The sequence below is a fragment of the Stenotrophomonas sp. 115C5 genome (genome assembly GCF_056861055.1).
This window is the reverse complement of sequence record NZ_JBSPUQ010000009.1, coordinates 105,265-130,021: the sequence shown is the minus strand read 5'-3', so window position 1 is coordinate 130,021 and position 24,757 is coordinate 105,265. Positions and strand designations below refer to the sequence as shown.

Genomic DNA, 24,757 nt, shown 5'->3' with positions numbered 1-24,757 from the left:
TCCGGCGCTGCCTTGCTGGTGTAGAGCCGAGCCCACGCTCGGCTCAGAGAATCAGCCGAGCGTGGGCTCGGCTCTACAGGTGCGGGGCGATCGTGCCCCGCGCCTGATCAGAACGCCCAGGTGAACGTCAGCGAGCCATTCCGGCCATCGCCGTACGCACCGTAGCCGGTGATCTGCGAGTAGTACTTCTTGTCCAGCAGGTTGTTGAGGTTGGCCTGCACGCTGAACTCTGGCGAGATGCGGTAGCGCACGAAGGCACTGACCAGCGCATACCCTTCCTGTTCGAAGCGGCCCACCACCGGTGCGGCGTAGTAGATGCGGTTCTGCCAGTTGGCACCGCCGCCGACGGTCAATTCCTGCAGCGATTGCGGGGTGTAGCTGGTGAACAGCTTCAGCGCGGTCTGCGGCAGGTTGGTGTTGATGTCGGCACCGTTGATGTCCTTGGCCACATAGCGCGAAGCACCGAAGGTCGCATTCCAGCCCGGGGCCAGTTCGCCGTTCACTTCGAACTCGAAGCCACGGCTCACGGTGCCGCGCGCAGCGATGAAGGCGGTCTCGTTCAACTGCCCGTCGACCTTGTCCATGGTCGCCTGGCCGACGTTGTCCTGCTCGATGCGGAACACGGCCACGGATGCATTCAGTCGGTTGTCGAACCACGCGCCCTTGACGCCCACTTCGTAGCTCTTGCCATCGACCGGATCGAGGTAGCGGCCCTGCTTGTTGCGCAGCGTCTGCGGCTGGAAGATCTCGGTATAGCTGGCGTAGGCGGAGTAGGTATCGTTGATGTCGTAGACCAGGCCGGCATACGGCGTGGTCACTTTGTGCGAGCGGTCGTTGCCTTCGTCTTCGCTCTTCCAGTCGGTGTAGCGCGCACCGATGATCAGCTTCAGCGGATCGGCAAGCGACAGGCGCGCGGCCGCGTAGCCGGCCTTCTGGGTGATGGTGCCCTGGCTGGCAAGCTTCAGTGGTCGCCAGTTCGGCTGCGGGAAATCACCGGTCCAGCCGAAGTAGCTGGGCAGCGGCAGGTACTGTGCATTCGGATCGCTGAAGTCTGGCTGGAAGTCACCATGGTTGGCGAATTCGCGCTTGTTGTAGCTCAGGCCGGCCATGAACTGGTGTTCGCGGCCGAACAGCTGGAAGGGACCGTCGATGTAGCCATCGATGCCGTCGACCTTGCGCTCGGTGTTGTAGAAGCCGGCCATCGGCGTGATGCCGGCTCCCGTGGTCTTGTTGAATGCGGTATAGGCCGGATAGAACAGCTTGTCATCGGCCTTGGTGCGGTCGTGGGTGGCGCCGATCTTGAACTTCCAGCCGTTGCTGAAGGCGTGCTGCAGGGTGGCGAACGCACGCTTGCTGGTGGTATCCCAGTAGGTCCAGTCCGGCGACGGATTGAACGAGGTCGGATAGTTCGTCGGGCTGCCATCGGCGTACCACATCGGGAAGCCGCCCCAGGTCGCGCCATTGGCGCGCTTCTGCTGGTAGTCGTAGCCCACGCTCAGCTGCGTGTCCGGGGTCAGGTCGGCGTCGATGACGGCGTAGCCCAGCGTCTTGCGCTGGTTGTAGCGGTCCATCTGGCCGTCGGTGTCCAGGTAGCTGCCGATCACCCGGCCGCGCACCGTGCCACTGGCGTTGAGCGCGCTGCCCACGTCCACGGTGGTGCGGGTGCGGCCCCAGCTGCCGACGTTCACCGAGACGCTGCCGGTCAGTTCGTCGCTGTCGGCATGCTTGCGGATCAGGTTCACCGACGCCGACGGATTGCCGGCGCCGCTGAGCAGGCCGGTGGCACCGCGCACCACTTCCACGCGGTCATACAGCGCCAGGTCCAGGCCGGAATCGCCGTAGCTCCAGTTCTGCACCATCTGCGTCGGCAGGCCATCGAACTGGTAGGCATCGATGTAGAAGCCGCGCGCGTAGAACTCGGTGCGCTCGCTGTCGGACTGGGTGCTGGTGACGCCGGTGGTGTTGGCCAGCACGTCGATGATGTCGTCCAGCTTCTGATCTTCGATGCGCTGGTGGCTGATGATGCTGACCGACTGCGGGATCTCGCGCGGCGCCAGATCGAAGCGGGTACCGGCCGAGGTGCGGCGCACCGAGTAGCCTTCGGCGCGTTCACCCTTGACGACGACCTTGTCCAGCGTGGTCGGGTCGGCGGCGGTGTCGGCGAAGGCGGCCGGGGCCACGGCGCAGAGAACGGCAAACACGGCAACGGACAGCCGCTGCGGCGGCGGGGTACGGAAGGCGGAACGGTTCATGGGGGTCCTGGGCGAGCACGCGCGATCGGCCGGCATCCAGGAGGCGAGGCGCTACGGGTAGGGAGAGGACGGGCAGGCCGTCCTGGCACCACCGGAAACGAAAGAAATGGTAATACGAACTATTCCTATTTACAAATCATGAACAGATCGATGCGTGGGTGCGCAATGGCGGTCAGCGCAGCAGTGGCAGCGGGTCGCGGGCGCCGTCTGCGCCGTAGATGCCCCAGTGCAGGTGCGGCGGCGTGCCCTTGGCGTTGCCGCTGTCGCCCACATGGCCGAGCAGGTCGCCGGCCTGGACCACCTGGCCACGCGCCAGGTCCTCGGCCCAGCTTTCCAGGTGCGCGTAGTAGTAGCGCTCGCGTCCGGGCCCGATCACCCACACCTGGCGCCCGCCGAGCCCACGTTCGCTGACATCCGCGACGACACCGGCCGTGGCGCTGCGCACTGGCGTGCCGCGCCTGGCGAAGATGTCGATGCCGGCGTGGGAGCGGTCACGGCCTCGCGGCGCACCGAAGGTATCGGCAATCTGGCGTGGCCGCACGCCGTCCACCGGTACCGGCAGCTCGGCGGCTGGCGGCATCCGTGAGAGTGCCCACAGCATCTTCGGTGCGGCGGCCCAGGGACTGTTCCACAACGCCATCATCGCAACGACGGCAATGGCCAGCCACAGGCCGCGCAGCAACCAGCGACGCAGGCGGTGGGCGGGGGAGGGCGGTGTTCTCATGGTTTCGGAGTGTAGAGTCGAGCCATGCTCGACTGCTTCAGCTTCGCGGTCAAAAGGCCGTCGAGCATGGCTCGACGCTACAGGACCGGCAGCAGCGGCACTTCGAAACTCCGCTTCAACGTGCCCAGTGCCACCGAGGTGCGGAAGCGCTCGATGTTGTCATCGCCACCGAACAAGCGCTCGGTGATCGCCTCGTACTCCTCCATCGACGCCGCCGAAAGCAGCAGCAGGAAATCGCCATCGCCGGTGATCGAGTAGCACTGCTGCACGGCCGGGTCCTCCTGCACGCGGCGCTTGAACGGCGCCACGCGTTCGCGCTGTTCGCTGACCACACGCACCTCGACGATGATGGTCAGCGGCCGCCCGACCTTGGCCGCGGCGACCACCGCCACATTGGCCGCGATCACGCCGCTGTCCTGCAGGCGCTTGATCCGGCGTTGCACGGCCGGGGTGGACAGGTGCACGGCCTCGGCGATTTCGCGCTGCGGCAGGGTGTTGTCCCGCTGCAGCAGGTCGAGGATGGCGCGGTCGAAACTGTCGAGCACGGGGGCGGTGGCCATGGCGAGCAGAAGTTGCACGAACGGGCTGTCAATTGAGCCAAGTGCTCGGCGCTGGCGCAATAGACTTTGCGCATGCAGACCTCACGACTCGCGCCGATGTTGCCGGCGCTGGCGGTGCTCGGCTCGGTCACCTCGCTGGCCATCGGCACCTCCTACGCAAAACACCTGTTCCCGCTGATCGGCGCCCAGGGCACCAGCGCGCTGCGCGTGGGCTTCTCGGCCCTGTTGCTGCTGCTGTTCTGGCGGCCATGGCGCTGGAAGACCAGCCGCGTGGATGCGATCACCATCCTGCGCTACGGGCTCACCCTGGGCCTGATGAACCTGCTGTTCTACATGGCCCTGCGCACGATTCCCTTCGGCATCGCGGTGGCCATCGAGTTCACCGGGCCGCTGACGGTGGCGATGCTCTCGTCACGACGCCCCATCGATTTCGTCTGGGTGGGCTGTGCTGTGGTCGGGCTGTTGCTGCTGCTGCCGCTGGGCGGCGGCCCGGCGCTGGATCCGGCCGGTGTGCTGTATGCGATGGGCGCAGCGGCGTGCTGGGGACTGTACATCGTGTTCGGCAAGCGTGCCGGCCACCTGCACGCTGGGCATTCGGTGTCGCTGGGGCTGCTGGCCGCGTCGCTGGTGGTGGTGCCGGTGGGCGTGGTACATGCCGGCGCCGCGTTGCTCGACCCGAAGATCCTGGCGGCCGGCCTGCTGGTGGCGCTGGTCTCCAGCGCGATTCCGATGTCGCTTGAGATGATGGCGCTCAAGCGCCTGCCGAAGGAAACGTTCGGCATCCTGATCAGCATGGAACCGGCGGTGGCCGCGCTGTGGGCGATGTTGCTGCTGCACGAGCACCTGCACGGGCTGCAGTGGCTGGCGATCGGCTGCACGGTGCTGGCCTCGGTGGGCAGCACGATGACCGCGCGGCGGTTGAAGTTGCCAGTGGTGCAGGCCGGGTAGCGGCGGAGAGCGTGCGGACCAACGGTCCGCACCCACCAGAGCGGCGTGCCAACCAAGGTTGGCACCCACCAGGAGCGTTCAGCGCAGGGCGTCAGCCGGGACGTCGATCTGCATCGCCAGGGCGAGGTGATCGGAGAAGGCGGCCGGAACGGCCTCCACGGCGCGGGTCTGCAGGCCGCTGCTGACCAGGATGTGGTCGATGGCGCGGTCAGGCCGCCAGCTGGGGAAGGTCGGCACGATGCAGCCCGGGGGCTGCAGCCGGGTCTTCTGGTACAGCACCTGCATTTCCGGGCGCTCGGCCAGGCAGTTGAAGTCACCCATCAACACGGCGTTCGGGTGGTCGGACAACAGCTCGGCGATGAAGCCCAGCTGTGACATCCGCGAGCCCGCGCCCAATGACAGATGGGCCACCGCCACCGCCAAGCCGTCGGCACCATCGCCGAACTTGGCCAGCAGCACGCCACGCCCACCGATGCGGCCTGGCAGGGCGTGGTCCTGCACTTCCACCGGTTCGAGCTTGCTCAGCAGGCCATTGGCGCTGGACGCGACCCCGCCCATGCGCCGGTTCGGCTGGTGGCTCCAGTAGTTGAAGCCGGCGCGCTGGGCCAGGTAGTGGGTCTGGTTGGTGAAGCCCGAGCGCAGGCTGCCCGGGTCGGCCTCCTGCAGGCCGACGATGTCATGTTCGCGCGCCAGGGTGGCGATCGCGTCCAGGCTGCTGCGCTTGCGCCCCGCCGGCAGCGCATGTGACCAGCTGCGGGTCACATAGTCGCTGTAGCGGCGGGTACTTGAGCCGGCCTGGATGTTGGCCGTCAGCAAGCGCAGGGTCCGTGTACGGGGGGAATTCACGGCCGGGAAACGCTTCTCTTGGATCAGTGAGCCTGGGCCGCACCGCGTTCGCGGGCGATCAGGTGGTCGGCGATGCGCAGCATGTCCGGGAAGCTCTTGCCCTTCACCAGGTACTTGCCGTTGACGATGATCGACGGGGTGCCGCTGATCTGGCTGCGCTGGGCGAACTGCTTGGCCGAGTTGGTCTTGGCATTCACCGCGAAGCTGCCCATGGTGGCGGCGAACTGCTTCGGATCCACGCCGTAGGCACCGTAGAACTTGGCGATGTCGTCAACCGAATCGGTGCCGCGCTCGCCCTTCAGGGTCTTCTGCGAATGGATGGCAGCGTACAGGGCTTCGTGGGTCTTCTCCTGCACGCCCAGGGTCTGCGCGGCGTAGAAGGCACGGGCGTAGTTGTCCCAGGTGCCGCCGAACATGGCCGGCACGTAGACGAAGTTCACATCGCTCGGCAGGCCGGCCTTCCACGGGCCGACCAGCGGCTGGAACGCGGCGCAGGCCGGGCAGACGTAGCCGAAGATCTCGGTCACTTCGATCTTGCCGGCGGCCGGCTGGAACGGCTGGCCGTTCGGGATCACCTGGTAGTCGGCGCCTTCCACCGGGGCCGGGCCGGTCAGCGCGGCGGTGGTCGGGGCCGGTGCAGTGGCCGGTGCGGCTTCAGCTGAGGCCTTCTCGCCTTCGGCAGCGGCCGGTGCGACGCCTTCGGTACCCGCGGCCGGCGCAGCCGGTTCGGTGGTCGCCGGAGCAGCAGCCGGTTCGGCCGGGGCCGCGGTGGTGTTGGTGCTGCCGTCGTCGGCCTTGCAGGCAGCCAGGATTGGCAGCAGCGCTGCGAGGGCGAGGGCGTAACGGATCTTCATGGAAACGTCTCCAGCATCTGGAAAGGTGGGGCCGGCGTCATGCGCCGGCCAGGGGGAAATGATGACACGCGGCGGCGACAGCGCCGTGTCGGTGGTGGGTGTTGGTTCAGCGGCCGCGGGCGGCGCGGGCCTGGGCGATCAGCGCCGAGGCGATGCGCAGCTGGTCGTCGAAGCTGTCGCCACGGACCAGGTACTGGCCGTTGATGATCAGCGCCGGGGTCCCCGGGATCCTGGTGCGCTGGGCGAACGCGCGGGCGGCATCGACCTTCTTCTGTACGGCATCGCCGCGCAGGGCCTGCAGGTAACGGTCCGGGGTCACGCCGTAGGCCTTGTAGAAGGTGGCGAGCTCATCGGCCGAAACGTTCTGCATCGGCAGCGAGCCGTCCTGGTGCAGAGCCTTGAACACGGCGCCGTGGCTGCGCTTGGCCACGCCGACTTCGTCGGCGGCGTAGTAGGCCAGGGCCCAGGCGTCCCAGGCGCCGCCGAAGGCCGCCGGAACCGGGGTGAAGCGCACGTCGGCCGGCAGCTTGGCTGCCCAGGCTTCCAGCTGCGGTTCGAAACGGGCGCAGTGCGGGCAGGTGTAGCCGAAGACTTCGACCACCTCGATCTTGCCGGCCAGCGGCTGGAACGGGCCCGGCTGGGCGATGCGCTCGTAGTCTTTGCCCTCGACCAGCGGGGCATTGGCAGGGGTTGCGGCGCAGGCTACCAGCGGCAGCAGCACCAGCACAGACAACAGCAGGCGGGAAATCAACCTCATCGACACGCATCTCCGTTGAAAAAAGCAACGCCGGCGCGGTCGCCGGCGTGAAGGAAACATACCGCAGGCGAGGGCCGCGGTGGCGGCCCCGGCCGACCAAAGGTGCTCAGGGGGCGGCAGCCGGTTGTGCCGGCGTGGTGGCAACGGCCACGTCGTCGGCCTTGTTGTGCAGGCCCTGCAGGTAGCTCGACAGCGCCTGCACCTCCTGTTCGCTCAGCTTCTGCGCAACCGCAGCCATGATCTGGAAGTGCGCCTTGTCGGTCTCGTTGGTCTGGCCGGCCTGGTATTCCTGCAGGCGGCGCGCGACATAGCTGGCGTGCTGGCCACCAATGTGCGGATAGGCCGGGCCGGGATTACCGGCGCCGCTGGGGCCGTGGCAGGCCATGCAGGCCGGCAGGCCGCGCTTGGCGTCGCCGCCGCGGTACAGCTGCTGGCCGATCTCGTAGAACTTCATGCCCTTGTAGGGGCCGTCGGTGACCGCCGTGTCATCGGCGATGCCGGCGGTGGCCTTCTGGGTGGCGAAGAACGCGCCGATGTCGCGCATGTCCTGCGGGGTGAGGTTCTGCACGAACGGCACCATCGCCACCGCCGCACCGGAGCTGCGCTGGCCGTTGGCGATCAGGGCCATCTGCTGGGCGACGTAGCGTTCGCTCTGGCCGGCGATGGACGGGTACATCTCCACTGTGGAATTGCCGTCGGCGCCATGGCAGGCCGCGCAGGCCGAGGCCTTGGTCTGGCCGGCCTTGGCGTCGCCCCAGGTGGTCTTGCTGAAATCCACTTCCAGCGAGGCGGTGCGGATCGGCCCGTTGTCGGGCAGCGGGGTCAACGTGGTCTGCGCGAACGCAGCAGCGGCAACGACTACAGCAGTGGCAAGGGCGGATACGGCAAGAACGCGAGCGTGGCGCATGCTAAAGCTCCGTATGGACCGGGCCGGGCGGTGGCCGCCGGCATCGCCCGGATTATCAACGCCGTTTCCGCGCACGGTCAACGCAGCAGTGCAGCAAAATGCCCGCAACGGCCGCCGGCACGGGCGCGCGGCGCCGCAACATGCGATCCTAGGCACATGTCATTGCTCATCGAACGCGCCCGTTACCACCTTTCGGCCCACAACGTGCGGCAGCTGCCGCCCGACGAAGGGGCCGAAGTGGCCTTCGCCGGCCGCTCCAACGCCGGCAAGTCCAGTGCGCTCAACGCGCTGACCCGCCAGAACGCCCTGGCCCGTGTCTCCAAGACCCCCGGCCGCACCCAGCAGCTGGTGTTCTTCCAGGTCACGCCTGAAGCGCACCTGGTCGACCTGCCCGGTTACGGCTACGCCAAGGTGCCGCTGGACCTGCAGGCGCACTGGCAGGCCTTCATCGACCGGTATTTCCGTACCCGCGAAGCCCTGAAGGGCCTGGTGGTGGTGATGGATATCCGCCATCCGCTGAAGGACTACGACCGGCAGATGCTGTCCTATGCCGTGCAGCGTGGCCTGCCGGCGCACGCGCTGCTGACCAAGGCCGACAAGCTCAGCCGCAGCCAGCAGATGCAGTCCCTGCAGAAGGTGCGCAAGGAGCTGCAATCAGCCTACGGTGACAGCGTCAGCGTGCAGGTGTTCTCCGGCGAAGACCGTACCGGTGTGGACGAAGCCCGTGGCGTGATCGGCGGCTGGCTGGGGCTGGAGTAAGGCTTCCGGTTTTCCTGTAGAGCCGAGCCCACGCTCGGCTGCCGCGCGCAGCGCGGCCAGGCCCCGGTAGCCGAGCATGAGCTCGGCTCTACAAGGGCTCATCGGCTCATTTCAACGGCGAATACTCCGCCGGCATCCACGCATAGGCCTTGCCCTCGCCACGCACATGGCCCAGGCCGGGGAACGGCAGGTGCGCACCGGCCACCCACCAACCGTTGGCGGTGGCCTGCTGCAGCAGCCCGCGACGGCTGGCGATGGCCGCCTTGCGGTCCGAATCGGCCTCGAATGCCGCCTCCGGATGCGCGAACTGCACCGCATGGAAGTGCAGCACATCGCCCCACACCAGCAGTGACTGGCCCTGGCTGTCGAACCGGTAGGAGACATGGCCGGGCGTATGGCCATGGGTGTCCATCGCCACCGCGCCACCGGGCAGGGCATCGCCGGGGCTGAAAGTGCGCAGGTGGCCGCTGGCCTGGTAGGGCGCCACCGCGTTGCGTGCCAGCGGGAAGGCGAAGCGCACGCCCTTCGGCGCGGTGGCCTCGCTGGCCGGGTTGAGCCAGTAGTCGGCATCAGCCTTGGACAGCCACACCGTGGCATTCGGGTAGGCGGGCTTGCCCTGCGCGTCGAGCACCCCGCACAGGTGGTCCGGATGGGCGTGGGTCAGCAGCACCTCGTCCACCTCGGCCGGGTCGACGCCGGAGGCGCGCAGATTGCCCAGCACCTGGCCCAGGCCGGGGCCAAAGCACTGCGCGGTGCCGGTATCGACCAGGGTCAGGTGGTTGCCCTGGCGCACCAGGAAGGCGTTGATCGCGGTCTGCAGGCCTTTCTTGTCTTCGGGCAGGTAGCGGCCTTCCAGCAGGCGGCTGACCAGCGTGGGCGGCACGTCCACCACTTCCTGCCGGCCCAGTGCGACCACGCCGTCGAACAGGGCGGTGACCTGCAGTGCGCCGACGCGCTGGTGGTAGACGCCGGGCACCTGCTGGGTGGGAGCGGGCGAGGTGGCTTCGGCCAACGCGGCCAGCGGCAGGGACGACAGTGCCAGCAGCAGGGCGCCGTGCAGCGGCAGGTAACGCAGGGTCATGGCGGTTCTCGGTGGACGACGGACGGTTCCGTTGCCGCATAGCGTGGCGTGGCTGGCGTGTGCGCGGCGCTCAAACCACTGCGCGGAATGCTCAGGGAAGGGGGGTGTCTGCAGGGCTGCGCCCTGCACCCGCAGAGGCAACGGCAACAGCCGAAGCAATAGCAGCAGCCGAAGCAACAGCAACAGCGGGCTATCTGTGGGATGGCGGGGTGGGTCCGGTTGCGGGGGACGCTGCAAGTACGTCCATGTAAGCTCGGTCGCCGCATCCATGCGGCTCACGCCCCCGCAACCGGACCCACCCCGCCTTCGACAGTTTTCCGCGATCTGTCGGAACGGCGTTCTGCTTTGGTGGGTGCCGACCGTTGGTCGGCACGGGGTCTGATTCCGTTCTGAATATCGATATCTGACAGATGTGTCGACCAAGGTCGACACCTACCAACAGCCGCGAAGATCTGTCTGAGGTGGGGCGGTGTGGGGGGTCAGGACCGTTGGCGCCATGGATGGCGCCATCGAGCCCCCATGGGTGAGGGCGCTTTGCTTGCGAAGCACTGCTTCGCAAGCGCCCGAACGCACAGCCGCCAGCGGCTGGGCCGGACCCCGGAGGGGGGTTTACGGCGTGTCCTGACCACCCACAGTGCCCCTCCATCCCACGGAATGCCCGCTTTGGCTTTGGCTGTTGCCGTTGCATTGAGCAGGGTGCAGGGCTGCAAGCCCTGCAAAAAACACCCTCACTTCACCCAGCTGTCGATCTCGCCGTGCTCGAACGGCCCCAGCTTCGCTTTCACCATCCGCCCCTGCGCATCGAACAGCACGCTGTAGGGCAGAAGGCCCTGCGTGTTGCCCAGCTGCACGCTGGCATCGCGCGGCCCCGGGGTCTCGATCACGATCGGGTAATCCACCGGTACCCGCTGCAGGAAACCGCGCACGTCTTCCGGGGTATCCAGTGCCAAGCCCAGCACCTGCACACCGCTGTCGCCCTGTGCATGGGCGAAGCGGGCAAGCTCCGGCATTTCTTCCACGCACGGGGCGCACCAGCTGGCCCAGACATTGATCAACAGCGGGCGACCGGCAGCGTGCTGGCGCAGGTCCAGCGGCCGGCCTTCAAGATCGGGCAGCGACAATGCGGGCAGGCTGTCGCCAACCTGCAGGACCGGCGCCGCGGCCGCAACGGCAGGCTCCGCCGGCACGGCCTCAGGCGTCACCGGCGCCGGTGCCAATCGATGCCCGGCCCACAGTCCAAGGCCGGCGGCCAGCACCGCTGTCCACAGCAGCGCTGGCCGTTGCCACTTCATCGTGCGGTGCGCAGCAGCGCTTCCTCGACCACCGCCTGGGTCAGCAGGGTCGGCAGCACGGTCGGCGGTGCGCCCGGGCCGTACACCACGTACAGCGGCACGCCCACGGCCTTGTGCTCTTCCAGGAACGTGGTGATCTGTGGATCGACGTTGGTGTAGTCCCCGCGCATGTACACCGCGTTGGTGCGCTTGAGCAGTTCCTTGAACTCTGGCCGCGACAGCACGGCGCGTTCGTTGGCCTTGCAGCTCACGCACCAGTCGGCGGTCATGTTGACGAACACCACGCGGTTGTCGGCGCGCAGACGGTCGAGTAACTGCGGCGAGTACTCGACCACGTTGTCGCTGGCGGCCTGTGCGGCGCGTGCCGGCGGTGCCAGCTGGGTCACGCCCCAGGCCGGTATCAATGCACCGATCGCCAGCAGCACGCCGAGCAGGGTCACTGCACGCGAGCCGGTCCAGCGGTTGCGTTCAAACAGCCACAGGCCGAAGGCCAGCAGCAGCAGGCCACCCAGCACCAGCGCCATGCCGTCCACGCCACGCTGCTTGCCGAGCACCCACAGCAGCCACAGCACGGTGGCATACATCGGGAAGGCCAGCACGTGCTTGAGGGTTTCCATCCATGGGCCCGGCTTGGGCAGGCGGCGCGCCAGCGCCGGCACGAAGCCGATCAGCAGGAACGGCAGCGCCAGGCCCAGGCCGAGGAACAGGAACACGGTCATCGCCTTCAGCGGCGGGGCAATGAACGCGTAGGCGATCGCGCCGCCCATGAACGGGCCGACGCAGGCACTGCCGACCACGCAGGCCAGCGCGCCGGTGAAGAAGTCACCGGCCGGGCCGCTGCGGCTGGCCAGCGACTGGCCCAGGTTGCCGATGCCGCCGCCCAGGGTGAACACGCCGGACAGGCTCAGGCCCACCGCGAACATGATGTAGGCCAGCACCGCGACCACGCCCGGATGCTGCAGCTGGAAGCCGATGCCGACGGCGTTGCCGATCGCGCGCAGGCCGACCATCAGCGCACCGATCACCGCGAACGCGACCAGTACGCCCAACGTGTACCAGAGGGCGTGGCTGCGCGCGCGCTGCGGGCTTTCGCCACTCTGCGCCAGGCTCAGGACCTTCAGCGAGAGGATCGGCAGCACGCACGGCATCAGGTTCAGTACCAGGCCACCGGCCAGGGCCAGCAGCAGCACCCATACGAACGAACGGTCCGGATTCGGCGTGGTCGCCGGCGGGCGCGTGCGCAGCGCGTTGTCACCGCGCGCGTCGGCAGCGAACTCATTACCGTTTTCGGCGCCTGCAACGGCCGGGGTGGTGGCATCCGTATTGGGCACCGTCGGCAGCAGGCGCAGGGGGGCACCGTTGGCGCCTTCGCGTGGCGCCGCAACCAACGGACTGATCACCTCGTTGCGCGGCGGCGACTGTTCGGCGCTGGCGTTGATCTTGCCGGCCGGGATCGACAGCTTCACCCGGCGGGTCATCGGCGGGTAGCAGATGCCATCGGTCTGGCAGCCCTGGAAGGTCACCACCAGTGTGCTGTCGACCGCATCGGCGACGGAGCGGCGCAGCGGCAGCGGCACTTCCACCTGGTTGAAGTAGACCGAGACATCGCCGAAATGCTCGTCGCGATGCGATTGTGCAGCCGGCCAGCGCAGCTTGTCGGCCAGCACGCCGGTGCTGCCTTCCAGCTTCAGCGAGGTGCGGTCGCGATACAGGTAGTAGCCCGGCGCCGGGCTGAAGCGCAGCAGCAGGGTGTTGCCGTCACTGGCGATGGCGTCGAAGCCGAACGCCTGCTCCGAAGGAAGCGGCAGCGCCTGGCTGTTGCTGGCGGCACCCGGCAGGCGCAGGCCGCCGCTGTTGCCGGCACCGGCCAGCGGGTTGTTGAACGGGCTGGCGGCGCCGGTACGCGTGGCCGGCGCCGCGGCCTGTGCGCCGCTACCGGGCAGGGTGACCTGCACCACGCGCTTCTGCGGCGGGTAGCACACACCGGCATCGGCGCAGCCCTGGTAACGCACTTCCAGGCTGATGGTGCCGGCGGCGTCGGTCGGCGTGCCAGGCAGGGTGGCCTGCAGGCGCTCGCGATAGGTTTCGACTTCGCCGAAGAAATCGTCGTGGTGCTTGTCGCCCTTGGGCATCTGCAGCGCGCCGGCATTGAAGGCCGGATCGGCCTTGACGCTGGTGCGGTGGCGATACAGGTAGTAGCCGGGTGCGATCTTGAACTGCAGTTGCACCTGGCCGCGCTCGGGGGCGGTGGCGGTCAGCGCGAACGCCTGGTCCACCGGCAGCAGGTCCTTCTCATCCAGCGCGAACGCTGGCAGCGAGAGCCACAACAGGGCGCACAGGGCGGCGCCACGCGCAAACAGAGTCTTCAATCAGTGTCCTCCCGGGTCTGTGCCCGGATCCAGTCCAGATACGCCGGCAGGCCGGCCCGGGTTTCGACCGCGATGCACTCCGGGAGTTCATACGGATGCAGTTCGACGATCCGGGCAATCGCGTCATCGACGCGGCTTGCGGTGGTCTTCACCAGCAGTTGCAGCTCGGCGTCGGTGGTCACCTCGCCCTGCCAGCGGTAGGTCGACTGTGCGCCATCGAGGCGGGTCACGCACGCGGCCAGGCGCTCGCCGACCAGCGCGTGCGCGATGCGCTCGGCACTGGCCCGGTCCGGGCAGGTGGTCAACAGCAGCAGGACGGGATCGACGGTCGACATGACCGTCGAGTATAGGGCCGCCGCCGGGTCAGAGCCCGGCGGCGGCGATGGACCGCTGCGTTGCGCGGTCAGTTGGCCAGCTGGCAGGTGGCCGGCTTGGCCGAGGTGAACAGGGCCGGGGTCGCCCACTCGGGGTGATCGATGAACGGGTTGCGGTTGCCCTGGAAGCTGTAGACCACGTCATTGCGTGCACGTTCGGCATCATCCGGTGGGTCGGACAGGTGCCAGTCGATCAGCGTGGACAGCAGCCCCATGTAGGCCGGCGAACTGCTGGTCTTGACGATCTTGCTGCGGTCGTCGGTCAGTTCCAGGTCCGGTTCGGACTGGCCGGTGGCCGCATCCTTGCCCCCTTCATAGCGGATGGCCATGTACATCACCGCACGTGCCATGTCGCCCTTGCGATGGCCCCACACCTCGAAGGTGCCGGTGTTGCCGTCCGGCGTGCGTACCCAGTTGGAGTTGCCCGGGTAACCGCCGCTGCCGCCGCCCTGGCCGTTGTTGGCCTCGGTGGCGCGCTCGCCGCAGTTGGCGTCGCACTTGGCGAACGGCTTGTTGCCACGGTCGGCGTTCCACTGTGCATCGGTCAGGTACAGCATGTGGGTGTCGGTGTACGGCGCGTACGGCAGGCCCTTATCACCGGTGGTGCTGGCAAAGCCCAGCGAGTTCGGCCAGGTGTGTTCGCGGTTGTACTTCAGGCCACTGCCGCTGCCGGCGCGATCGGTCACCTTGGCGTAGCTGCGGTTGCGATACGCGTCGAGGATGCGGTTCGGGTTGTTCGGGTCCTCGTCGGCGATCTCCAGGATGGTCCAGGTGCTGGTGCCCGAGCCGCTGTACGGGTAGGCGGTGTGGCCCTTGATGGTGGCGTGCAGCGAGCAGCGCAGCTGGCTCGGGCTGGAGGTGTTCACCTTGGAGTAGTAGCCGGCCGGCACGCCTGGGTTGCCCGGGTCTGGATTGCCGCCGGTGCTGGCCACGGTGAACGCGATGCGGCTGTCGGCCGCCGGATGCGCGCCCTGCAGGTCGGTGATGCGCGCGGCGCGGATATCGAAGCGGCAGGCCTCACCGGCCACCAGCGCGGTGTTGGTGGATAGCTTCACGCTGCGGCCGCTGGCCGGGAAGGTCAGCGGCACGCTGCCGGAGGTGCCGCAGCTCAGCGCGAAGGCGCCACTGGCCAGGTTCACGGTTTCGCTGAACACCACTTCCAGATCGGCCGCGGCTGGGAAGGTGCTGCTGCCCTGTGCCGGGGTGGTGGTGGACACCGACGGCGGTGTGTTCGGGCCCGGGGTGCCGCCGCCGCTGAAGGTCTGGCCGTTGTTGCAGCTGCCGAAGGTCTGCCTGGCCGACTCGGCCCAGGTGAAGTGGGCGTACTGGCTGCCGCTGCCGGTCAGCTGCAGCGAGGTGCCCGGCGCTGTGCTGTTGGTCTCGGCCACCGGAATGTTCTGGCTGGTCATGCCGGCGGCAGGGCCACCGGAGGCGGTGATGGCGCCCTCGTAGCTGAGGAACTGGACCACCTTGCCGCTGGCATCGACCAGGGCGATGCCGTCGTTCGGGCCGTTCTGGAGGCCGTTGGTCGGGTAGCTGACCACGGCCAGGGTGGCGCTGCCGCAACCGGCGGCGGTGCCGGCCGGAACCGGGTTGTTGGCGTAGACCGTGGCGGCAGAAGGGTTGCTGCCGTTGTAGAGGTAGAGGCGGTAGCCGGACAGATCCTCACCGGCGGTGGCTACGACCTCGATCGCTTCGCCGACGTCGCCGGCGGCGGTGCTGTCGTCGTAGTGCAGTTCGTTGATGAAGACCTCGGCCTGGGCCGGCGCGGCGGCCAGCGCCAGCAGGCAGGCGGCGGCAAGCGGGGACAGCAATCGCATCGACAACTCCTTGTGATTGGGAATGCGCGGCCGAGCCTAAGGCCGATCCAGTGACACTTTGTCGTAAATGAACGTCAGATATCTGACAGTGGGACATTGGTCACCAAATGTCACCCGTTCCCCCCTTGGCTTGCCGCGTTGCATCCCTATACAGGCGTCCACGCAGGGAATGAGGTTTCCGGGTCCGGAGAAAAATTTCAGGATCGGCCCTTGAAAGGCCTGTGGAGGTCTCCATCTCTGTCGTGCTCCCGACTTGTCGGGCTTTTTCACGCGCGTTGCTGGCACTCGCCTGGTGTGACTGCTAACATCGCCGGACTTTTTCAGACCAATCAATAACTTAAGAGGTCTCTCATGAGCATCAAGCCGCTGCACGACCGCGTTGTGGTCAAGCCGATCGAAGCCGACGAAATCTCCGCCGGTGGCATCGTCATCCCCGACTCGGCCAAGGAAAAGTCCACCAAGGGTGAAGTCGTGGCCGTCGGCCCGGGCAAGCCGCTGGACAACGGCAACGTGCGCGCGCCGTCGCTGAAGGTTGGCGACAAGGTCATCTACGGCCAGTACGCCGGCAGCTCGTACAAGAGCGAAGGCGTCGAGTACAAGGTCCTGCGCGAAGACGACGTGCTCGCCGTCATCGGCTGAGCCTCGGCGCGACCTGCTTCATCCCCTGATTCCAAACACCCAGCCGCCGGGCATGGCCCGGCGCTACCAATGAGGTAACTGCAATGGCTGCCAAGGATATTCGTTTCGGTGAAGACGCCCGTTCGCGCATGGTGCGCGGCGTCAACGTTCTCGCCAATGCCGTCAAGGCCACCCTGGGCCCGAAGGGCCGCAACGTCGTGCTGGAAAAGAGCTTCGGCGCGCCGACCATCACCAAGGACGGCGTCTCCGTCGCCAAGGAAATCGAACTGGCTGACAAGTTCGAGAACATGGGCGCGCAGATGGTGAAGGAAGTCGCTTCCCGCACCAACGACGACGCCGGCGACGGCACCACCACCGCCACCGTGCTGGCCCAGGCCCTGATCCGCGAAGGCGCCAAGGCTGTGGCCGCCGGCATGAACCCGATGGACCTGAAGCGTGGTATCGACAAGGCCGTCGTGGCCGCCGTTGCCGAACTGAAGACCATCTCCAAGCCGACCGCCGACGACAAGGCAATTGCCCAGGTCGGCACCATCTCGGCCAACTCGGACGAGTCGATCGGCCAGATCATCGCCGACGCGATGAAGGAAGTCGGCAAGGAAGGCGTGATCACCGTTGAAGAAGGCTCGGGCCTGGACAACGAGCTGGACGTGGTCAAGGGCATGCAGTTCGACCGCGGCTACCTGTCCCCGTACTTCATCAACAACCAGCAGTCGCAGACCGCTGACCTGGATGACCCGTTCATCCTGCTGCACGACAAGAAGATCTCCAACGTCCGTGACCTGCTGCCGGTGCTGGAAGGCGTCGCCAAGGCCGGCAAGCCGCTGCTGATCGTGGCCGAAGAAGTCGAAGGCGAAGCGCTGGCCACCCTGGTGGTCAACACCATCCGTGGCATCGTCAAGGTCGTGGCCGTCAAGGCTCCGGGCTTCGGCGACCGTCGCAAGGCGATGCTGGAAGACATGGCCGTGCTGACCGGCGGCACCGTGATCTCCGAAGAAGTTGGCCTGTCGCTGGAAAAGGCCACCATCAAGGACCTGGGCCGCGCCAAGAAGGTGCAGGTTTCCAAGGAAAACACCACCATCATCGATGGCGTGGGTGACAAGGCTGCCGTCGATGCACGCGTCGGCCAGATCAAGACCCAGATCCAGGACACCTCCTCCGATTACGATCGCGAGAAGCTGCAGGAACGCGTGGCCAAGCTGGCCGGCGGCGTTGCCGTGATCAAGGTCGGCGCTTCGACCGAAATCGAAATGAAGGAAAAGAAGGATCGCGTCGACGACGCCCTGCACGCGACCCGTGCAGCCGTTGAAGAAGGCGTGGTCCCGGGCGGCGGCGTTGCCCTGGTCCGTGCGGTCACCGCACTGGCCGGCCTGAAGGGTGCCAACGAAGACCAGAACCACGGCATCCAGATCGCCCTGCGCGCGATGGAAGCCCCGCTGCGCGAAATCGTTGCCAACGCCGGTGAAGAACCGTCGGTCATCATCAACAAGGTCAAGGAAGGCACCGGCAGCTTCGGCTACAACGCCGCCACCGGCGAGTTCGGCGACATGCTGCAGTTCGGCATCCTGGACCCGACCAAGGTGACCCGCTCGGCCCTGCAGAACGCTGCCTCGATCGCTGGCCTGATGATCACCACCGAAGCCATGGTTGCCGAAGCTCCGAAGAAGGACGAGCCGGCCATGGGTGGCGCCGGTGGCATGGGCGGCATGGGTGGCATGGGCGGCATGGACTTCTAAGTCCCCGCTTTCACCCCGTAATGAAAAACCCCGCCGGAAGGCGGGGTTTTTTTGTGGCCGGTCGGAATCAAAATGGATCCACGCCACGCGTGGATGCCGCTGCCAGGTGTAAGTCTACCCGCGGCCCTCGCGCCGCTGCAGCCACAGGTGGGCCGCCAGCAGGGACAGCGCGCCGCCAGCAATCATCCCCTGTACCCACGGCAGCCCCGTGATCGGCGCAAGCAGCAGGCCCCCCGCCATCCCGATCAGACTGGCGCCGGCTGCCACCCGCTGACGTCGCTGCCGATGTTCAGCCTGGCGATGGCGTGCAGCGATGCGCAGACGCCGTGCATCCGGCTGCAACACCGCTTCGGCAATGGCATCGATCTCTGGGCGATTCATCCTGTCTCCTGCATTGCGTCCGTGTCTGCATGCTGCACGACTGCGGGACCTGTGTGCAACGGTAACGCTTCGATCATCTGACAAACGCTTTCGCCGCGCCGTACTCCCACTGCCACGGCACGCCGGTGTCGCCCAGCACGAACGCCACCAGGGCCGGGAAGGCCGCCTCTGCCCGCACATCGTTGCCCAGGATCACCACGCAGCGCTGGTGCTGCTCCATGCATACCAGCGTATTGCCCACCGCATCGTCGTGGCCGCCCTTGTAGAAGCCTGCGCCCTGCGGGCCGAGAAACGTCACCACGCCCAGGCCAGCCGCCAGGTCCTTGCGCTGCTGCGCCTTCGGCAGCTCCGGCTGCAGGGTGGGGAACTGGCTGGCGCTGGTGATCTGCAGCTGCGGCCGCACCAGCTCCCTGCGCATCGCCGCTGATAATCCATCGCCGCGCACGTAGCCAGCGGCGAAACGGGCCATGTCGGCGATGGTGGTATCCATTGAACCAGCCGCACGCACGCGGCTGCGCTCATCGTGCGGTTCGGCCGTACCTTCTGCCGTCCAGCCATCGGCCAGGTTGGCGGCGAAATCCGCACGCCACATCATGCTGGTGCGGGTCATGCCGAAGCGGTCGAACACCCGCTGCTGCATCAACGCGCCTACATCCTCGCCGAGCCGCCCGCGTTCGATCACGAACTGCAGCAGGATCAGCCCTTCGCCGGAATAGCCGTAGCGGCTGCCCGGATCGAAGTGGAACTTCAGCCGGCCGTCCGGTTCAAGAAACCCGAAGTTGGCAAAGCCACTGGCGTGGTTGAGCAGCAGGCGAGGGGTGAGCTGGCGCCAGCGCGCATCATCGGCCAGCACGCTGTAGTCGGCGTATTTCTTCGGCTCGGGCGGGTAGTCCGGCAGGGGCTTGTCCAGCGCCGCAGCAATGCTGGCATCCAGCTCGATCTTCCGGTCCTGCGCCAACTGTGCGACCAGATGGCCGAACGCCATCTTGGTCAGCGACGCGGCGTACATCACGGTATCGGTGCGCAGCGGCTCGCCTGCGGCATTGCGCTCGCCGTAGGCGGCCACGTGCACCACCTTGCCGCCATCGATCACCGCCAGCGCCATGCCGCGCGCGTGGGCGGCAAGCATTAGACGCTGGGCTTCGGCGTCGATGTGGGCCGGCGCGGGTACCGGGGGCGGTGCGGCCAGCACGGCCAGCGGAAACAGCGTCAGCAACAACAGGGCAACACGGCGCATGCGTGGACCTCCTGGCGGGACGTGGCGCGATGCTACGCCAGCCCGCAGTCCACGTCATAGCATGCGGGGGTCACGTCACCGCCGGCTGGCGCAGGCAGATCCGGGCGGCGCCGGCGCTGATGTCCACCTGGCTGTCGACCATGGCGTCGGCGCCAAGGATCAGTGCAGGGCGAGCCTCCAGCCCGATGGACCTGAACACCGACAGTTCGCTGATCCTGACCTCCATCGCCGGGTGCTGCCAACCTGGGCCGGACATGCCGGAGAGGGTGTACAACCACGTCGCCTGCGGTTGGCCACCCAGTCCCTGCGTGCCTTTCTCCCGCACCCGCAGGCGCTCATCGCTGCCGTCGATGCGCAGGCCCAGTGCGCGGGCGGCTTCGGCATTGAGCACGGTCTGCGCGGCACCGGTGTCGACCACCGCGATGGCTTCCACTCCCGCGTCACCCAGTTTCACGGTAATAAAGGCGAAGTGTTCAAGGCCCTCGCGACGATCAGGTAGTGCATTGGCCTGGCATTGGCGACCATCGACGCCAAGCTGCCCGGGTTTCCATAGCGCCAGCTCACCACGACCAAAGTCCCAGCGGGTATCCCAACGGCCGGTCAGGTCGTTGCCGATCAGGCCGTCGACGGCGGGATCATCGTCTTTCTGCAGATTGGAAAGGTCGGCCTGCACACCGCTGACGCGCAGCTGCCACCCACCGACCTTCCATGAGGTCGTGTGCATGCGCTGCAGCGGCGCGCTCTGGGCGCTGGCTCCCTGCGCATGCGTGGTGGCCGCGCTGGCATCCTCCAGTCCATGGCGGCGGGCAACCCGACCGTCGACGAGGGTGGCCCCGGCCGCGCTGTCGACCACGAAGCGCAGCGGTTCGGCGCTTCCGTTCAGTGAGACGGCCACTGCCGGATGGTTGCCCTGCATCCACATCGGCAGCACGTGTACAGGTGGGGCGGCGGCCAGCGCGGGGAATGCAGCGGCAAGCAGGGGCAGAACGGACAGGCGCACGTTGGATCTCCGGAGTAGAAGTGGAGGCCTATTGGCGCGCATCCGCGTATCTTGGGAATATCGGCGTTGATACCGTCCTGATACACACCTGCAGGATACTGGCCGCATGAACACTCCTGCCCGGGTCATCGTTGTCGATGACGATGCCAGCATCCGTGACGCCATCGCCGACTGCCTGCTGCTGCATGGCTTCCAGGTACGCGTGGCGGCCGACGCTGCAGGCCTGGACCTCCTGCTGCTGAACGAGCGTCCGGACGCCATCATCCTGGACTGGATGATGCCCGGCGAGGACGGCCTGTCGGTGTGCCGCCGGCTGCAGGCGCGGGCCATCCCGATCCTGATGCTGTCGGCGATGGGGGCCGCACCGGACCGCGTGATCGGCCTGGAAATGGGAGCGGACGACTATCTGGCCAAGCCCTTCGATCCACGCGAACTGCTGGCGCGGGTGCGTGCCCTGCTGCGCCGGCAGGACAAGCTGCGCGCCCAGGTCGCCTGCGAGCTGCGGTTTGCCGGCTGGCGATTGCTACCCGATCAGCGCCGCCTGTTCACACCCGATGGCCGTGAACTCGCGCTCAGCCGGGGGGAGTTCGCCCTGATGCTGGCGCTGGCCGAGCGCCCTGGACGCGTGCTGGGACGGGAGCAGCTGCTGCAGTTGACCCATGGCGAAGACAGCGACAGCGTCGACCGCGCCGTCGATCTGGCGATCAGCCGGCTGCGCCGCAAACTGGGCCAGGCGGCTGCCGGCGCGGAAGCGCTTGTGCAGACGCTGCGCGGCGAAGGCTATCGCTTCGGCGCCGAGGTGCATGTGCTGTGAGGGCTCGTTGGTCCACTGCACGCTGGATCGCGATGGTGGCCCTGGCCAGCCTGCTGCTGGCCACGCTGGTCAGCGTAGCGGTGGTCGGCTGGATGCCACGACCCGCACCGCCCCCCATGCGGCTGGACCAGGCCATGCAGGTCGTTCGTGGCGAACGGCCCGCCATGCCTCTGGGGCTGCATCTCGAAACCCGTGCGTCGCCGCCGCAGGGCAGCAGCAATGGCGGGCTCACCCACCTGGTTGCGTCGCAGATGGACCTGCCGCTGGAACACGTGCGGTTGGTCTGGAGTGGCCGTGGCAAGGCGCCTGATGTGAAGGTCATCGAAGGCGGCATGGAACTCGATGGAAATGCACGGACGGACGCGTTGCAGGCGCAGGTGTCAGTGCTGACCAAGATGCAGTGGTCACCCTTTGAACTGGCGGTGCGCCAAGCTGATGGCCGATGGCAGGTGGTCGGCAGCGACCACAGTGATCTGGCCGCGTGGCGCCGGCAGGTCGTGCTGGCGCTGGTAGCGGGGACCGTGTTGTTGGCACCCTTTGCCGCCTGGGCATCGGTCCGCCTGGGACGGCCGCTGCGGCGGCTGGCCGAGGCCAGTGCACGGGTCGAACTGCAGGACGGCACGCCGCTGCCGGACGAGGGCCCACGCGAAGTACAGATATTGGCTGCAGCGATCAGCACCGGGCGCGAGCGCCTGCGCGCACAGGCCCAGGACATGACGCGCATGCTGGCCGCGGTAGCGCACGACCTGCGCACGCCGTTGACCGGCCTGCGTCTGCGCGCGGAGTTTGCACCGCCGCCACAGGCGGCGCGGATGGTGGCCGACATCGAGCGCATGGACACGATGATCGAGCAGGTGCTCGACTACGCACGCGGCGAATTGCAACCACTGCAGTTGCGGCCGCTGGACCTTGCCGCGTTGCTGGAGGAATGCGTGCAGAGTGCCCTGCTGCGCGGTGTCGAGATCTCCATCGAGGGACCGGACACCTTGCCGTGGCAGGGCGACGCGCTCCTGCTGCGGCGGGCGATCGACAACCTCATCGACAACGCAGACCGCTACGCCGGTGCCGTAGATCTGCACACCGCCATGGAAGGCAGTCGCATGCAGCTGGATGTGATGGACCGCGGCCCCGGCATTGCCGAGGACGACCGCGCACGCCTGCTGCAACCCTTCCAACGCAGCGAGAGCTCGCGCAGCCGCGCCACGGGAGGCACCGGCCTGGGCCTGGCGGTGGCGGCCAACGTCGCACGACGGCATGGGGGCGAGCTTCTGCTGCTGCAGCGTGACGGCGGCGGACTGATCGCACGCCTGCTGCTGGGGCCGATTCCCTGATATCGCCTTGATATTGGCGTTGGCGCCTTGTTTTGCAATATGATTAGGTGCCTAATAATGTTGGAGCGAGCCATGCTGGAAGCCAAGCACAGTGCCCTTCTGGATGAAGCGCAACGACGCGGCCATACCGGCGTCGCGCAGCTGCGCCTGTGTTTCCAGGTGCTGTCGCTGTCATCGTCCATCGACCGCGACTGCGCCACGCGCCTGGCGCTGCAAGGACTCAGTGAAGGGCGTTTCATCGTGCTTTTCCTGCTGCACGGCGCGGGTGGCACACTGCCACCGCATGAACTGGCCGAGCGCGCAGGTGTCACCCGCGCCACGATCAGTGGCCTGATCGATGGCCTGCAGCGCGAAGGGCTGCTGCAGCGGCGCAGTGACGCCGAAGACGGCAGGCGCCTGCAGATCGTGCTGACCACACAGGGGAAGTGCCTGGCCGAGACGCTGTTCAACCAGCACACGCAATGGATAGGGGGCTTGTTCAGCGGGTTGGACGCGGAAGAACAGCAGCAGTTGTCGCAGCTGCTGCACAAGGTCTGGCGGCACACCGATACAGGTCGTGGGGCATGAGCGGGACCCTGACAGCTGAGCGATTGAATGCGCTCAACACTGGCAGCGTCGCCGCCAGCCATCTGGCTGAATGCCTGGCGGTGGATTTCGCTGCGCTGCTGCAGGCGGTGGCACCTACGCTTGCACCGGAAGCGCTGCAGCGCATGCAGGATGCCTCAGCCAAGGGCATCACGCTGCGCATGGCCTTGGCTGCGCAGCTGCTGCGTGAGGCGGGGCAGGGCGCGCCTGCGCCCTGGCAGCATCACAGCTCCGATACCGTGCGCGGCTGGGCCTGCTACCTGATCGGCAGCGATGCCCGTGCAACGTTGGCAGAGAAGCTGCAGCACATGCGCACGCTGGCCGATGATCCACACTTCGGTGTGCGCGAATGGGCGTGGCTGGCGCTACGCACGGACATCGTTGCCGTGCCAATGCAGGCGCTTGAGTACCTGCAACCGTGGACACAGGAAATATCGCCGTACCTGCGCCGCTTCGCCTGCGAAGCACTGCGTCCGCGCGGTGTCTGGGCCGCGCATATCGCGCTGTTCAAGCAGCACCCTGAACATGCATTGCCGATGCTGGAAGCACTGGCTGACGACCCGGAACGCTACGTGCAGGATTCGGTCGGCAACTGGCTCAATGATGCCGGCAAGACTCAGCCGCAGTGGCTGCGCGAGCTGTGCACGCGTTGGCAGCACGAGCGCCACAGCGACGCCAACGCCTACATCCGCAAACGCGCACTGCGCTCGCTCCGGTAGTGCCGGATGCTGGCCGACAACCCCGCAACCCCGTCCACCTCAAGGAAGAACCACCATGTCGCACACCTTCATCGAGCTCTATACCGCTACGCCGGCCTGGACCACACTGCCGCCCGAGCAGCGGAATGCCTTCTTCGCCCGTATTGGCGCCGGCATGCAGCAGTTCGATCCAGCCCGCATCACGCCGCTGGCGATGGGCCGCATTGCCAGGGGCGTACCGCACAGCAGCGATGAACAGTTCTATGCGGTCTGGCGCTGCGCGAGCCGCGAGGAGGTCGATGCGCTGGTGGCTGGCATTGCCGCTACCGGCTGGCATGAGTACTTCACCACCACCCATGCGGTAGGCGCGATGGACAGCATGGCCCAGCACCTGGCCGACCTGGCCGCCTTGTAGCGGGGCGGCAGACGCCGGCAGATCCCGGCCCTCGGCATGGGTGGCACATGCGCCTGTCACCCGGACGCGGTAAACAGGACATTGCCCATGTCCATCCGCAGGGAAGTCGATCATGCAGAGCACGCTCCAGGTCACGCTGTTCGGCCCTCTTGGCGACAGCCCGGCGTTGCAGTTGCCGGGGCTGGAGGGGCCGTCGGTGGCCATCCAGGAATCGGCCCTGCGGCGGTTGGTTTCCGACCTCTACACCGCGCGTTCCCTGCTCAACCCCGAGCAGCTGGACGAGGCCCGGCAGGAACTGGATCGCGTGCTGGAACGCTGGGCCGACATCCATGAAGGCCTGCTGCTGGACGTGGAAGTGCATGGCAAATGAGCAACTTTGCG

General features: G+C 67.2%; 25 protein-coding genes. 10 read left to right on the top strand and 15 right to left on the bottom strand.

Annotated features, from left to right (window positions below):
- Positions 1 to 107: 107 nt before the first annotated feature.
- From fhuE to AC13FN_RS12785, 3 genes are all read right to left on the bottom strand, one after another.
- Positions 108 to 2,252, bottom strand: coding sequence for a ferric-rhodotorulic acid/ferric-coprogen receptor FhuE (gene fhuE / locus AC13FN_RS12795; protein ID WP_482985273.1), 2,145 nt, complete (start codon positions 2,250 to 2,252; stop codon positions 108 to 110).
- A gap of 172 nt (positions 2,253 to 2,424) precedes the next feature.
- On the bottom strand, positions 2,425 to 2,976 hold the full coding sequence (locus AC13FN_RS12790) for a M23 family metallopeptidase (protein WP_478412914.1): 552 nt from the start codon (positions 2,974 to 2,976) through the stop codon (positions 2,425 to 2,427).
- A 77-nt stretch (positions 2,977 to 3,053) separates the two neighbouring features.
- Entirely contained in the window at positions 3,054 to 3,536 is a 483-nt protein-coding gene (locus tag AC13FN_RS12785; RefSeq protein WP_019336685.1) for an Lrp/AsnC family transcriptional regulator, read from the bottom strand.
- Between the two features lie 72 nt (positions 3,537 to 3,608).
- On the opposite strand from AC13FN_RS12785, the gene AC13FN_RS12780 reads away from it, so the two are divergent.
- Positions 3,609 to 4,484: an EamA family transporter gene (locus AC13FN_RS12780; protein ID WP_197580023.1), complete on the top strand. Its 876-nt coding sequence runs from the start codon at positions 3,609 to 3,611 to the stop codon at positions 4,482 to 4,484.
- Positions 4,485 to 4,562: 78 nt separating this feature from the next.
- Here AC13FN_RS12780 and AC13FN_RS12775 read toward each other — a convergent pair whose 3' ends face one another.
- The 4 genes from AC13FN_RS12775 to AC13FN_RS12760 all read right to left on the bottom strand — a co-directional run bounded on the left by AC13FN_RS12775 (position 4,563) and on the right by AC13FN_RS12760 (position 7,848).
- Positions 4,563 to 5,300, bottom strand: coding sequence for an endonuclease/exonuclease/phosphatase family protein (locus AC13FN_RS12775; protein WP_177178893.1), 738 nt, complete (start codon positions 5,298 to 5,300; stop codon positions 4,563 to 4,565).
- A 53-nt stretch (positions 5,301 to 5,353) separates the two neighbouring features.
- On the bottom strand, positions 5,354 to 6,184 hold the full coding sequence (locus AC13FN_RS12770) for a thiol:disulfide interchange protein DsbA/DsbL (RefSeq protein ID WP_054172501.1): 831 nt from the start codon (positions 6,182 to 6,184) through the stop codon (positions 5,354 to 5,356).
- Positions 6,185 to 6,290: 106 nt separating this feature from the next.
- Positions 6,291 to 6,941 (bottom strand): thiol:disulfide interchange protein DsbA/DsbL, encoded by a 651-nt coding sequence (locus tag AC13FN_RS12765; RefSeq protein ID WP_010480907.1) that lies wholly within the window; start codon positions 6,939 to 6,941, stop codon positions 6,291 to 6,293.
- Between the two features lie 106 nt (positions 6,942 to 7,047).
- Positions 7,048 to 7,848, bottom strand: a complete 801-nt coding sequence (locus tag AC13FN_RS12760; RefSeq protein WP_043401710.1) for a c-type cytochrome — start codon at positions 7,846 to 7,848, stop codon at positions 7,048 to 7,050.
- A gap of 156 nt (positions 7,849 to 8,004) precedes the next feature.
- Here AC13FN_RS12760 and yihA point away from each other — a divergent pair, with 156 nt between their 5' ends.
- Positions 8,005 to 8,607 (top strand): ribosome biogenesis GTP-binding protein YihA/YsxC, encoded by a 603-nt coding sequence (yihA, locus tag AC13FN_RS12755; protein ID WP_014038472.1) that lies wholly within the window; start codon positions 8,005 to 8,007, stop codon positions 8,605 to 8,607.
- 106 nt (positions 8,608 to 8,713) lie between these two features.
- On the opposite strand, the gene AC13FN_RS12750 is transcribed toward yihA, so the two are convergent.
- The 5 genes from AC13FN_RS12750 to AC13FN_RS12730 form a co-directional block, all read right to left on the bottom strand.
- Complete coding sequence (locus AC13FN_RS12750) at positions 8,714 to 9,688, bottom strand: MBL fold metallo-hydrolase (protein WP_482985272.1); 975 nt, start codon at positions 9,686 to 9,688, stop codon at positions 8,714 to 8,716.
- A gap of 728 nt (positions 9,689 to 10,416) precedes the next feature.
- Positions 10,417 to 10,980 carry a TlpA family protein disulfide reductase gene (locus AC13FN_RS12745; RefSeq protein WP_482984897.1) on the bottom strand — a complete coding sequence of 188 codons (564 nt, stop codon included), beginning with the start codon at positions 10,978 to 10,980 and terminating at the stop codon, positions 10,417 to 10,419.
- A complete protein-coding gene (locus AC13FN_RS12740) occupies positions 10,977 to 13,349 on the bottom strand; it encodes a protein-disulfide reductase DsbD domain-containing protein (protein WP_049436864.1) in 2,373 nt (790 codons plus the stop codon). Before AC13FN_RS12740 ends, AC13FN_RS12745 begins: the two co-directional genes overlap by 4 nt.
- Positions 13,346 to 13,684, bottom strand: a complete 339-nt coding sequence (cutA, locus tag AC13FN_RS12735; RefSeq protein WP_010481118.1) for a divalent-cation tolerance protein CutA — start codon at positions 13,682 to 13,684, stop codon at positions 13,346 to 13,348. The genes AC13FN_RS12740 and cutA overlap by 4 nt, the downstream gene beginning before the upstream one ends.
- A gap of 68 nt (positions 13,685 to 13,752) precedes the next feature.
- Positions 13,753 to 15,543 carry an endonuclease gene (locus AC13FN_RS12730; RefSeq protein ID WP_049436865.1) on the bottom strand — a complete coding sequence of 597 codons (1,791 nt, stop codon included), beginning with the start codon at positions 15,541 to 15,543 and terminating at the stop codon, positions 13,753 to 13,755.
- Between the two features lie 351 nt (positions 15,544 to 15,894).
- Here AC13FN_RS12730 and AC13FN_RS12725 point away from each other — a divergent pair, with 351 nt between their 5' ends.
- Both AC13FN_RS12725 and groL read left to right on the top strand, forming a co-directional pair.
- On the top strand, positions 15,895 to 16,182 hold the full coding sequence (locus AC13FN_RS12725; RefSeq protein ID WP_005411227.1) for a co-chaperone GroES: 288 nt from the start codon (positions 15,895 to 15,897) through the stop codon (positions 16,180 to 16,182).
- 83 nt (positions 16,183 to 16,265) lie between these two features.
- The gene (gene groL / locus AC13FN_RS12720) at positions 16,266 to 17,915 is read left to right on the top strand and encodes a chaperonin GroEL (RefSeq protein WP_014038666.1); all 1,650 of its coding nucleotides are present in this window, start codon (positions 16,266 to 16,268) and stop codon (positions 17,913 to 17,915) included.
- A gap of 114 nt (positions 17,916 to 18,029) precedes the next feature.
- On the opposite strand, the gene AC13FN_RS12715 is transcribed toward groL, so the two are convergent.
- The 3 genes from AC13FN_RS12715 to AC13FN_RS12705 all read right to left on the bottom strand — a co-directional run bounded on the left by AC13FN_RS12715 (position 18,030) and on the right by AC13FN_RS12705 (position 20,533).
- On the bottom strand, positions 18,030 to 18,296 hold the full coding sequence (locus tag AC13FN_RS12715) for a hypothetical protein (RefSeq protein WP_043397487.1): 267 nt from the start codon (positions 18,294 to 18,296) through the stop codon (positions 18,030 to 18,032).
- Between the two features lie 73 nt (positions 18,297 to 18,369).
- Positions 18,370 to 19,533, bottom strand: coding sequence for a serine hydrolase domain-containing protein (locus AC13FN_RS12710; protein ID WP_197644300.1), 1,164 nt, complete (start codon positions 19,531 to 19,533; stop codon positions 18,370 to 18,372).
- Between the two features lie 70 nt (positions 19,534 to 19,603).
- The gene (locus AC13FN_RS12705; protein ID WP_312392242.1) at positions 19,604 to 20,533 is read right to left on the bottom strand and encodes an aspartyl protease family protein; all 930 of its coding nucleotides are present in this window, start codon (positions 20,531 to 20,533) and stop codon (positions 19,604 to 19,606) included.
- 106 nt (positions 20,534 to 20,639) lie between these two features.
- Here AC13FN_RS12705 and AC13FN_RS12700 point away from each other — a divergent pair, with 106 nt between their 5' ends.
- The 6 genes from AC13FN_RS12700 to AC13FN_RS12675 all read left to right on the top strand — a co-directional run bounded on the left by AC13FN_RS12700 (position 20,640) and on the right by AC13FN_RS12675 (position 24,746).
- The gene (locus AC13FN_RS12700; protein ID WP_054172598.1) at positions 20,640 to 21,347 is read left to right on the top strand and encodes a response regulator transcription factor; all 708 of its coding nucleotides are present in this window, start codon (positions 20,640 to 20,642) and stop codon (positions 21,345 to 21,347) included.
- Positions 21,348 to 21,379: 32 nt separating this feature from the next.
- Complete coding sequence (locus tag AC13FN_RS12695) at positions 21,380 to 22,678, top strand: sensor histidine kinase (RefSeq protein WP_482984932.1); 1,299 nt, start codon at positions 21,380 to 21,382, stop codon at positions 22,676 to 22,678.
- Between the two features lie 72 nt (positions 22,679 to 22,750).
- On the top strand, positions 22,751 to 23,245 hold the full coding sequence (locus AC13FN_RS12690; protein ID WP_482984898.1) for a MarR family winged helix-turn-helix transcriptional regulator: 495 nt from the start codon (positions 22,751 to 22,753) through the stop codon (positions 23,243 to 23,245).
- Positions 23,242 to 23,982: a DNA alkylation repair protein gene (locus AC13FN_RS12685; protein WP_482984899.1), complete on the top strand. Its 741-nt coding sequence runs from the start codon at positions 23,242 to 23,244 to the stop codon at positions 23,980 to 23,982. The genes AC13FN_RS12690 and AC13FN_RS12685 overlap by 4 nt, the downstream gene beginning before the upstream one ends.
- Positions 23,983 to 24,037: 55 nt before the next feature.
- A complete protein-coding gene (locus AC13FN_RS12680) occupies positions 24,038 to 24,376 on the top strand; it encodes a DUF6616 family protein (RefSeq protein WP_482984900.1) in 339 nt (112 codons plus the stop codon).
- A 112-nt stretch (positions 24,377 to 24,488) separates the two neighbouring features.
- Positions 24,489 to 24,746: a hypothetical protein gene (locus tag AC13FN_RS12675; protein WP_005411217.1), complete on the top strand. Its 258-nt coding sequence runs from the start codon at positions 24,489 to 24,491 to the stop codon at positions 24,744 to 24,746.
- The last annotated feature ends 11 nt before the right edge of the window (positions 24,747 to 24,757 follow it).

Coding starts and splice junctions, on each gene's coding strand:
- fhuE (WP_482985273.1), bottom strand. CDS start 2,252: ATGAACCGTTCCGCCTTCCGTACCCCGCCGCCGCAGCGGCTGTCCGTT.
- AC13FN_RS12790 (WP_478412914.1), bottom strand. CDS start 2,976: ATGAGAACACCGCCCTCCCCCGCCCACCGCCTGCGTCGCTGGTTGCTG.
- AC13FN_RS12785 (WP_019336685.1), bottom strand. CDS start 3,536: ATGGCCACCGCCCCCGTGCTCGACAGTTTCGACCGCGCCATCCTCGAC.
- AC13FN_RS12780 (WP_197580023.1), top strand. CDS start 3,609: ATGCAGACCTCACGACTCGCGCCGATGTTGCCGGCGCTGGCGGTGCTC.
- AC13FN_RS12770 (WP_054172501.1), bottom strand. CDS start 6,184: ATGAAGATCCGTTACGCCCTCGCCCTCGCAGCGCTGCTGCCAATCCTG.
- AC13FN_RS12765 (WP_010480907.1), bottom strand. CDS start 6,941: ATGAGGTTGATTTCCCGCCTGCTGTTGTCTGTGCTGGTGCTGCTGCCG.
- AC13FN_RS12760 (WP_043401710.1), bottom strand. CDS start 7,848: ATGCGCCACGCTCGCGTTCTTGCCGTATCCGCCCTTGCCACTGCTGTA.
- yihA (WP_014038472.1), top strand. CDS start 8,005: ATGTCATTGCTCATCGAACGCGCCCGTTACCACCTTTCGGCCCACAAC.
- AC13FN_RS12750 (WP_482985272.1), bottom strand. CDS start 9,688: ATGACCCTGCGTTACCTGCCGCTGCACGGCGCCCTGCTGCTGGCACTG.
- AC13FN_RS12745 (WP_482984897.1), bottom strand. CDS start 10,980: ATGAAGTGGCAACGGCCAGCGCTGCTGTGGACAGCGGTGCTGGCCGCC.
- cutA (WP_010481118.1), bottom strand. CDS start 13,684: ATGTCGACCGTCGATCCCGTCCTGCTGCTGTTGACCACCTGCCCGGAC.
- AC13FN_RS12730 (WP_049436865.1), bottom strand. CDS start 15,543: ATGCGATTGCTGTCCCCGCTTGCCGCCGCCTGCCTGCTGGCGCTGGCC.
- AC13FN_RS12725 (WP_005411227.1), top strand. CDS start 15,895: ATGAGCATCAAGCCGCTGCACGACCGCGTTGTGGTCAAGCCGATCGAA.
- groL (WP_014038666.1), top strand. CDS start 16,266: ATGGCTGCCAAGGATATTCGTTTCGGTGAAGACGCCCGTTCGCGCATG.
- AC13FN_RS12715 (WP_043397487.1), bottom strand. CDS start 18,296: ATGAATCGCCCAGAGATCGATGCCATTGCCGAAGCGGTGTTGCAGCCG.
- AC13FN_RS12710 (WP_197644300.1), bottom strand. CDS start 19,533: ATGCGCCGTGTTGCCCTGTTGTTGCTGACGCTGTTTCCGCTGGCCGTG.
- AC13FN_RS12700 (WP_054172598.1), top strand. CDS start 20,640: ATGAACACTCCTGCCCGGGTCATCGTTGTCGATGACGATGCCAGCATC.
- AC13FN_RS12695 (WP_482984932.1), top strand. CDS start 21,380: ATGGTGGCCCTGGCCAGCCTGCTGCTGGCCACGCTGGTCAGCGTAGCG.
- AC13FN_RS12690 (WP_482984898.1), top strand. CDS start 22,751: ATGCTGGAAGCCAAGCACAGTGCCCTTCTGGATGAAGCGCAACGACGC.
- AC13FN_RS12685 (WP_482984899.1), top strand. CDS start 23,242: ATGAGCGGGACCCTGACAGCTGAGCGATTGAATGCGCTCAACACTGGC.
- AC13FN_RS12680 (WP_482984900.1), top strand. CDS start 24,038: ATGTCGCACACCTTCATCGAGCTCTATACCGCTACGCCGGCCTGGACC.
- AC13FN_RS12675 (WP_005411217.1), top strand. CDS start 24,489: ATGCAGAGCACGCTCCAGGTCACGCTGTTCGGCCCTCTTGGCGACAGC.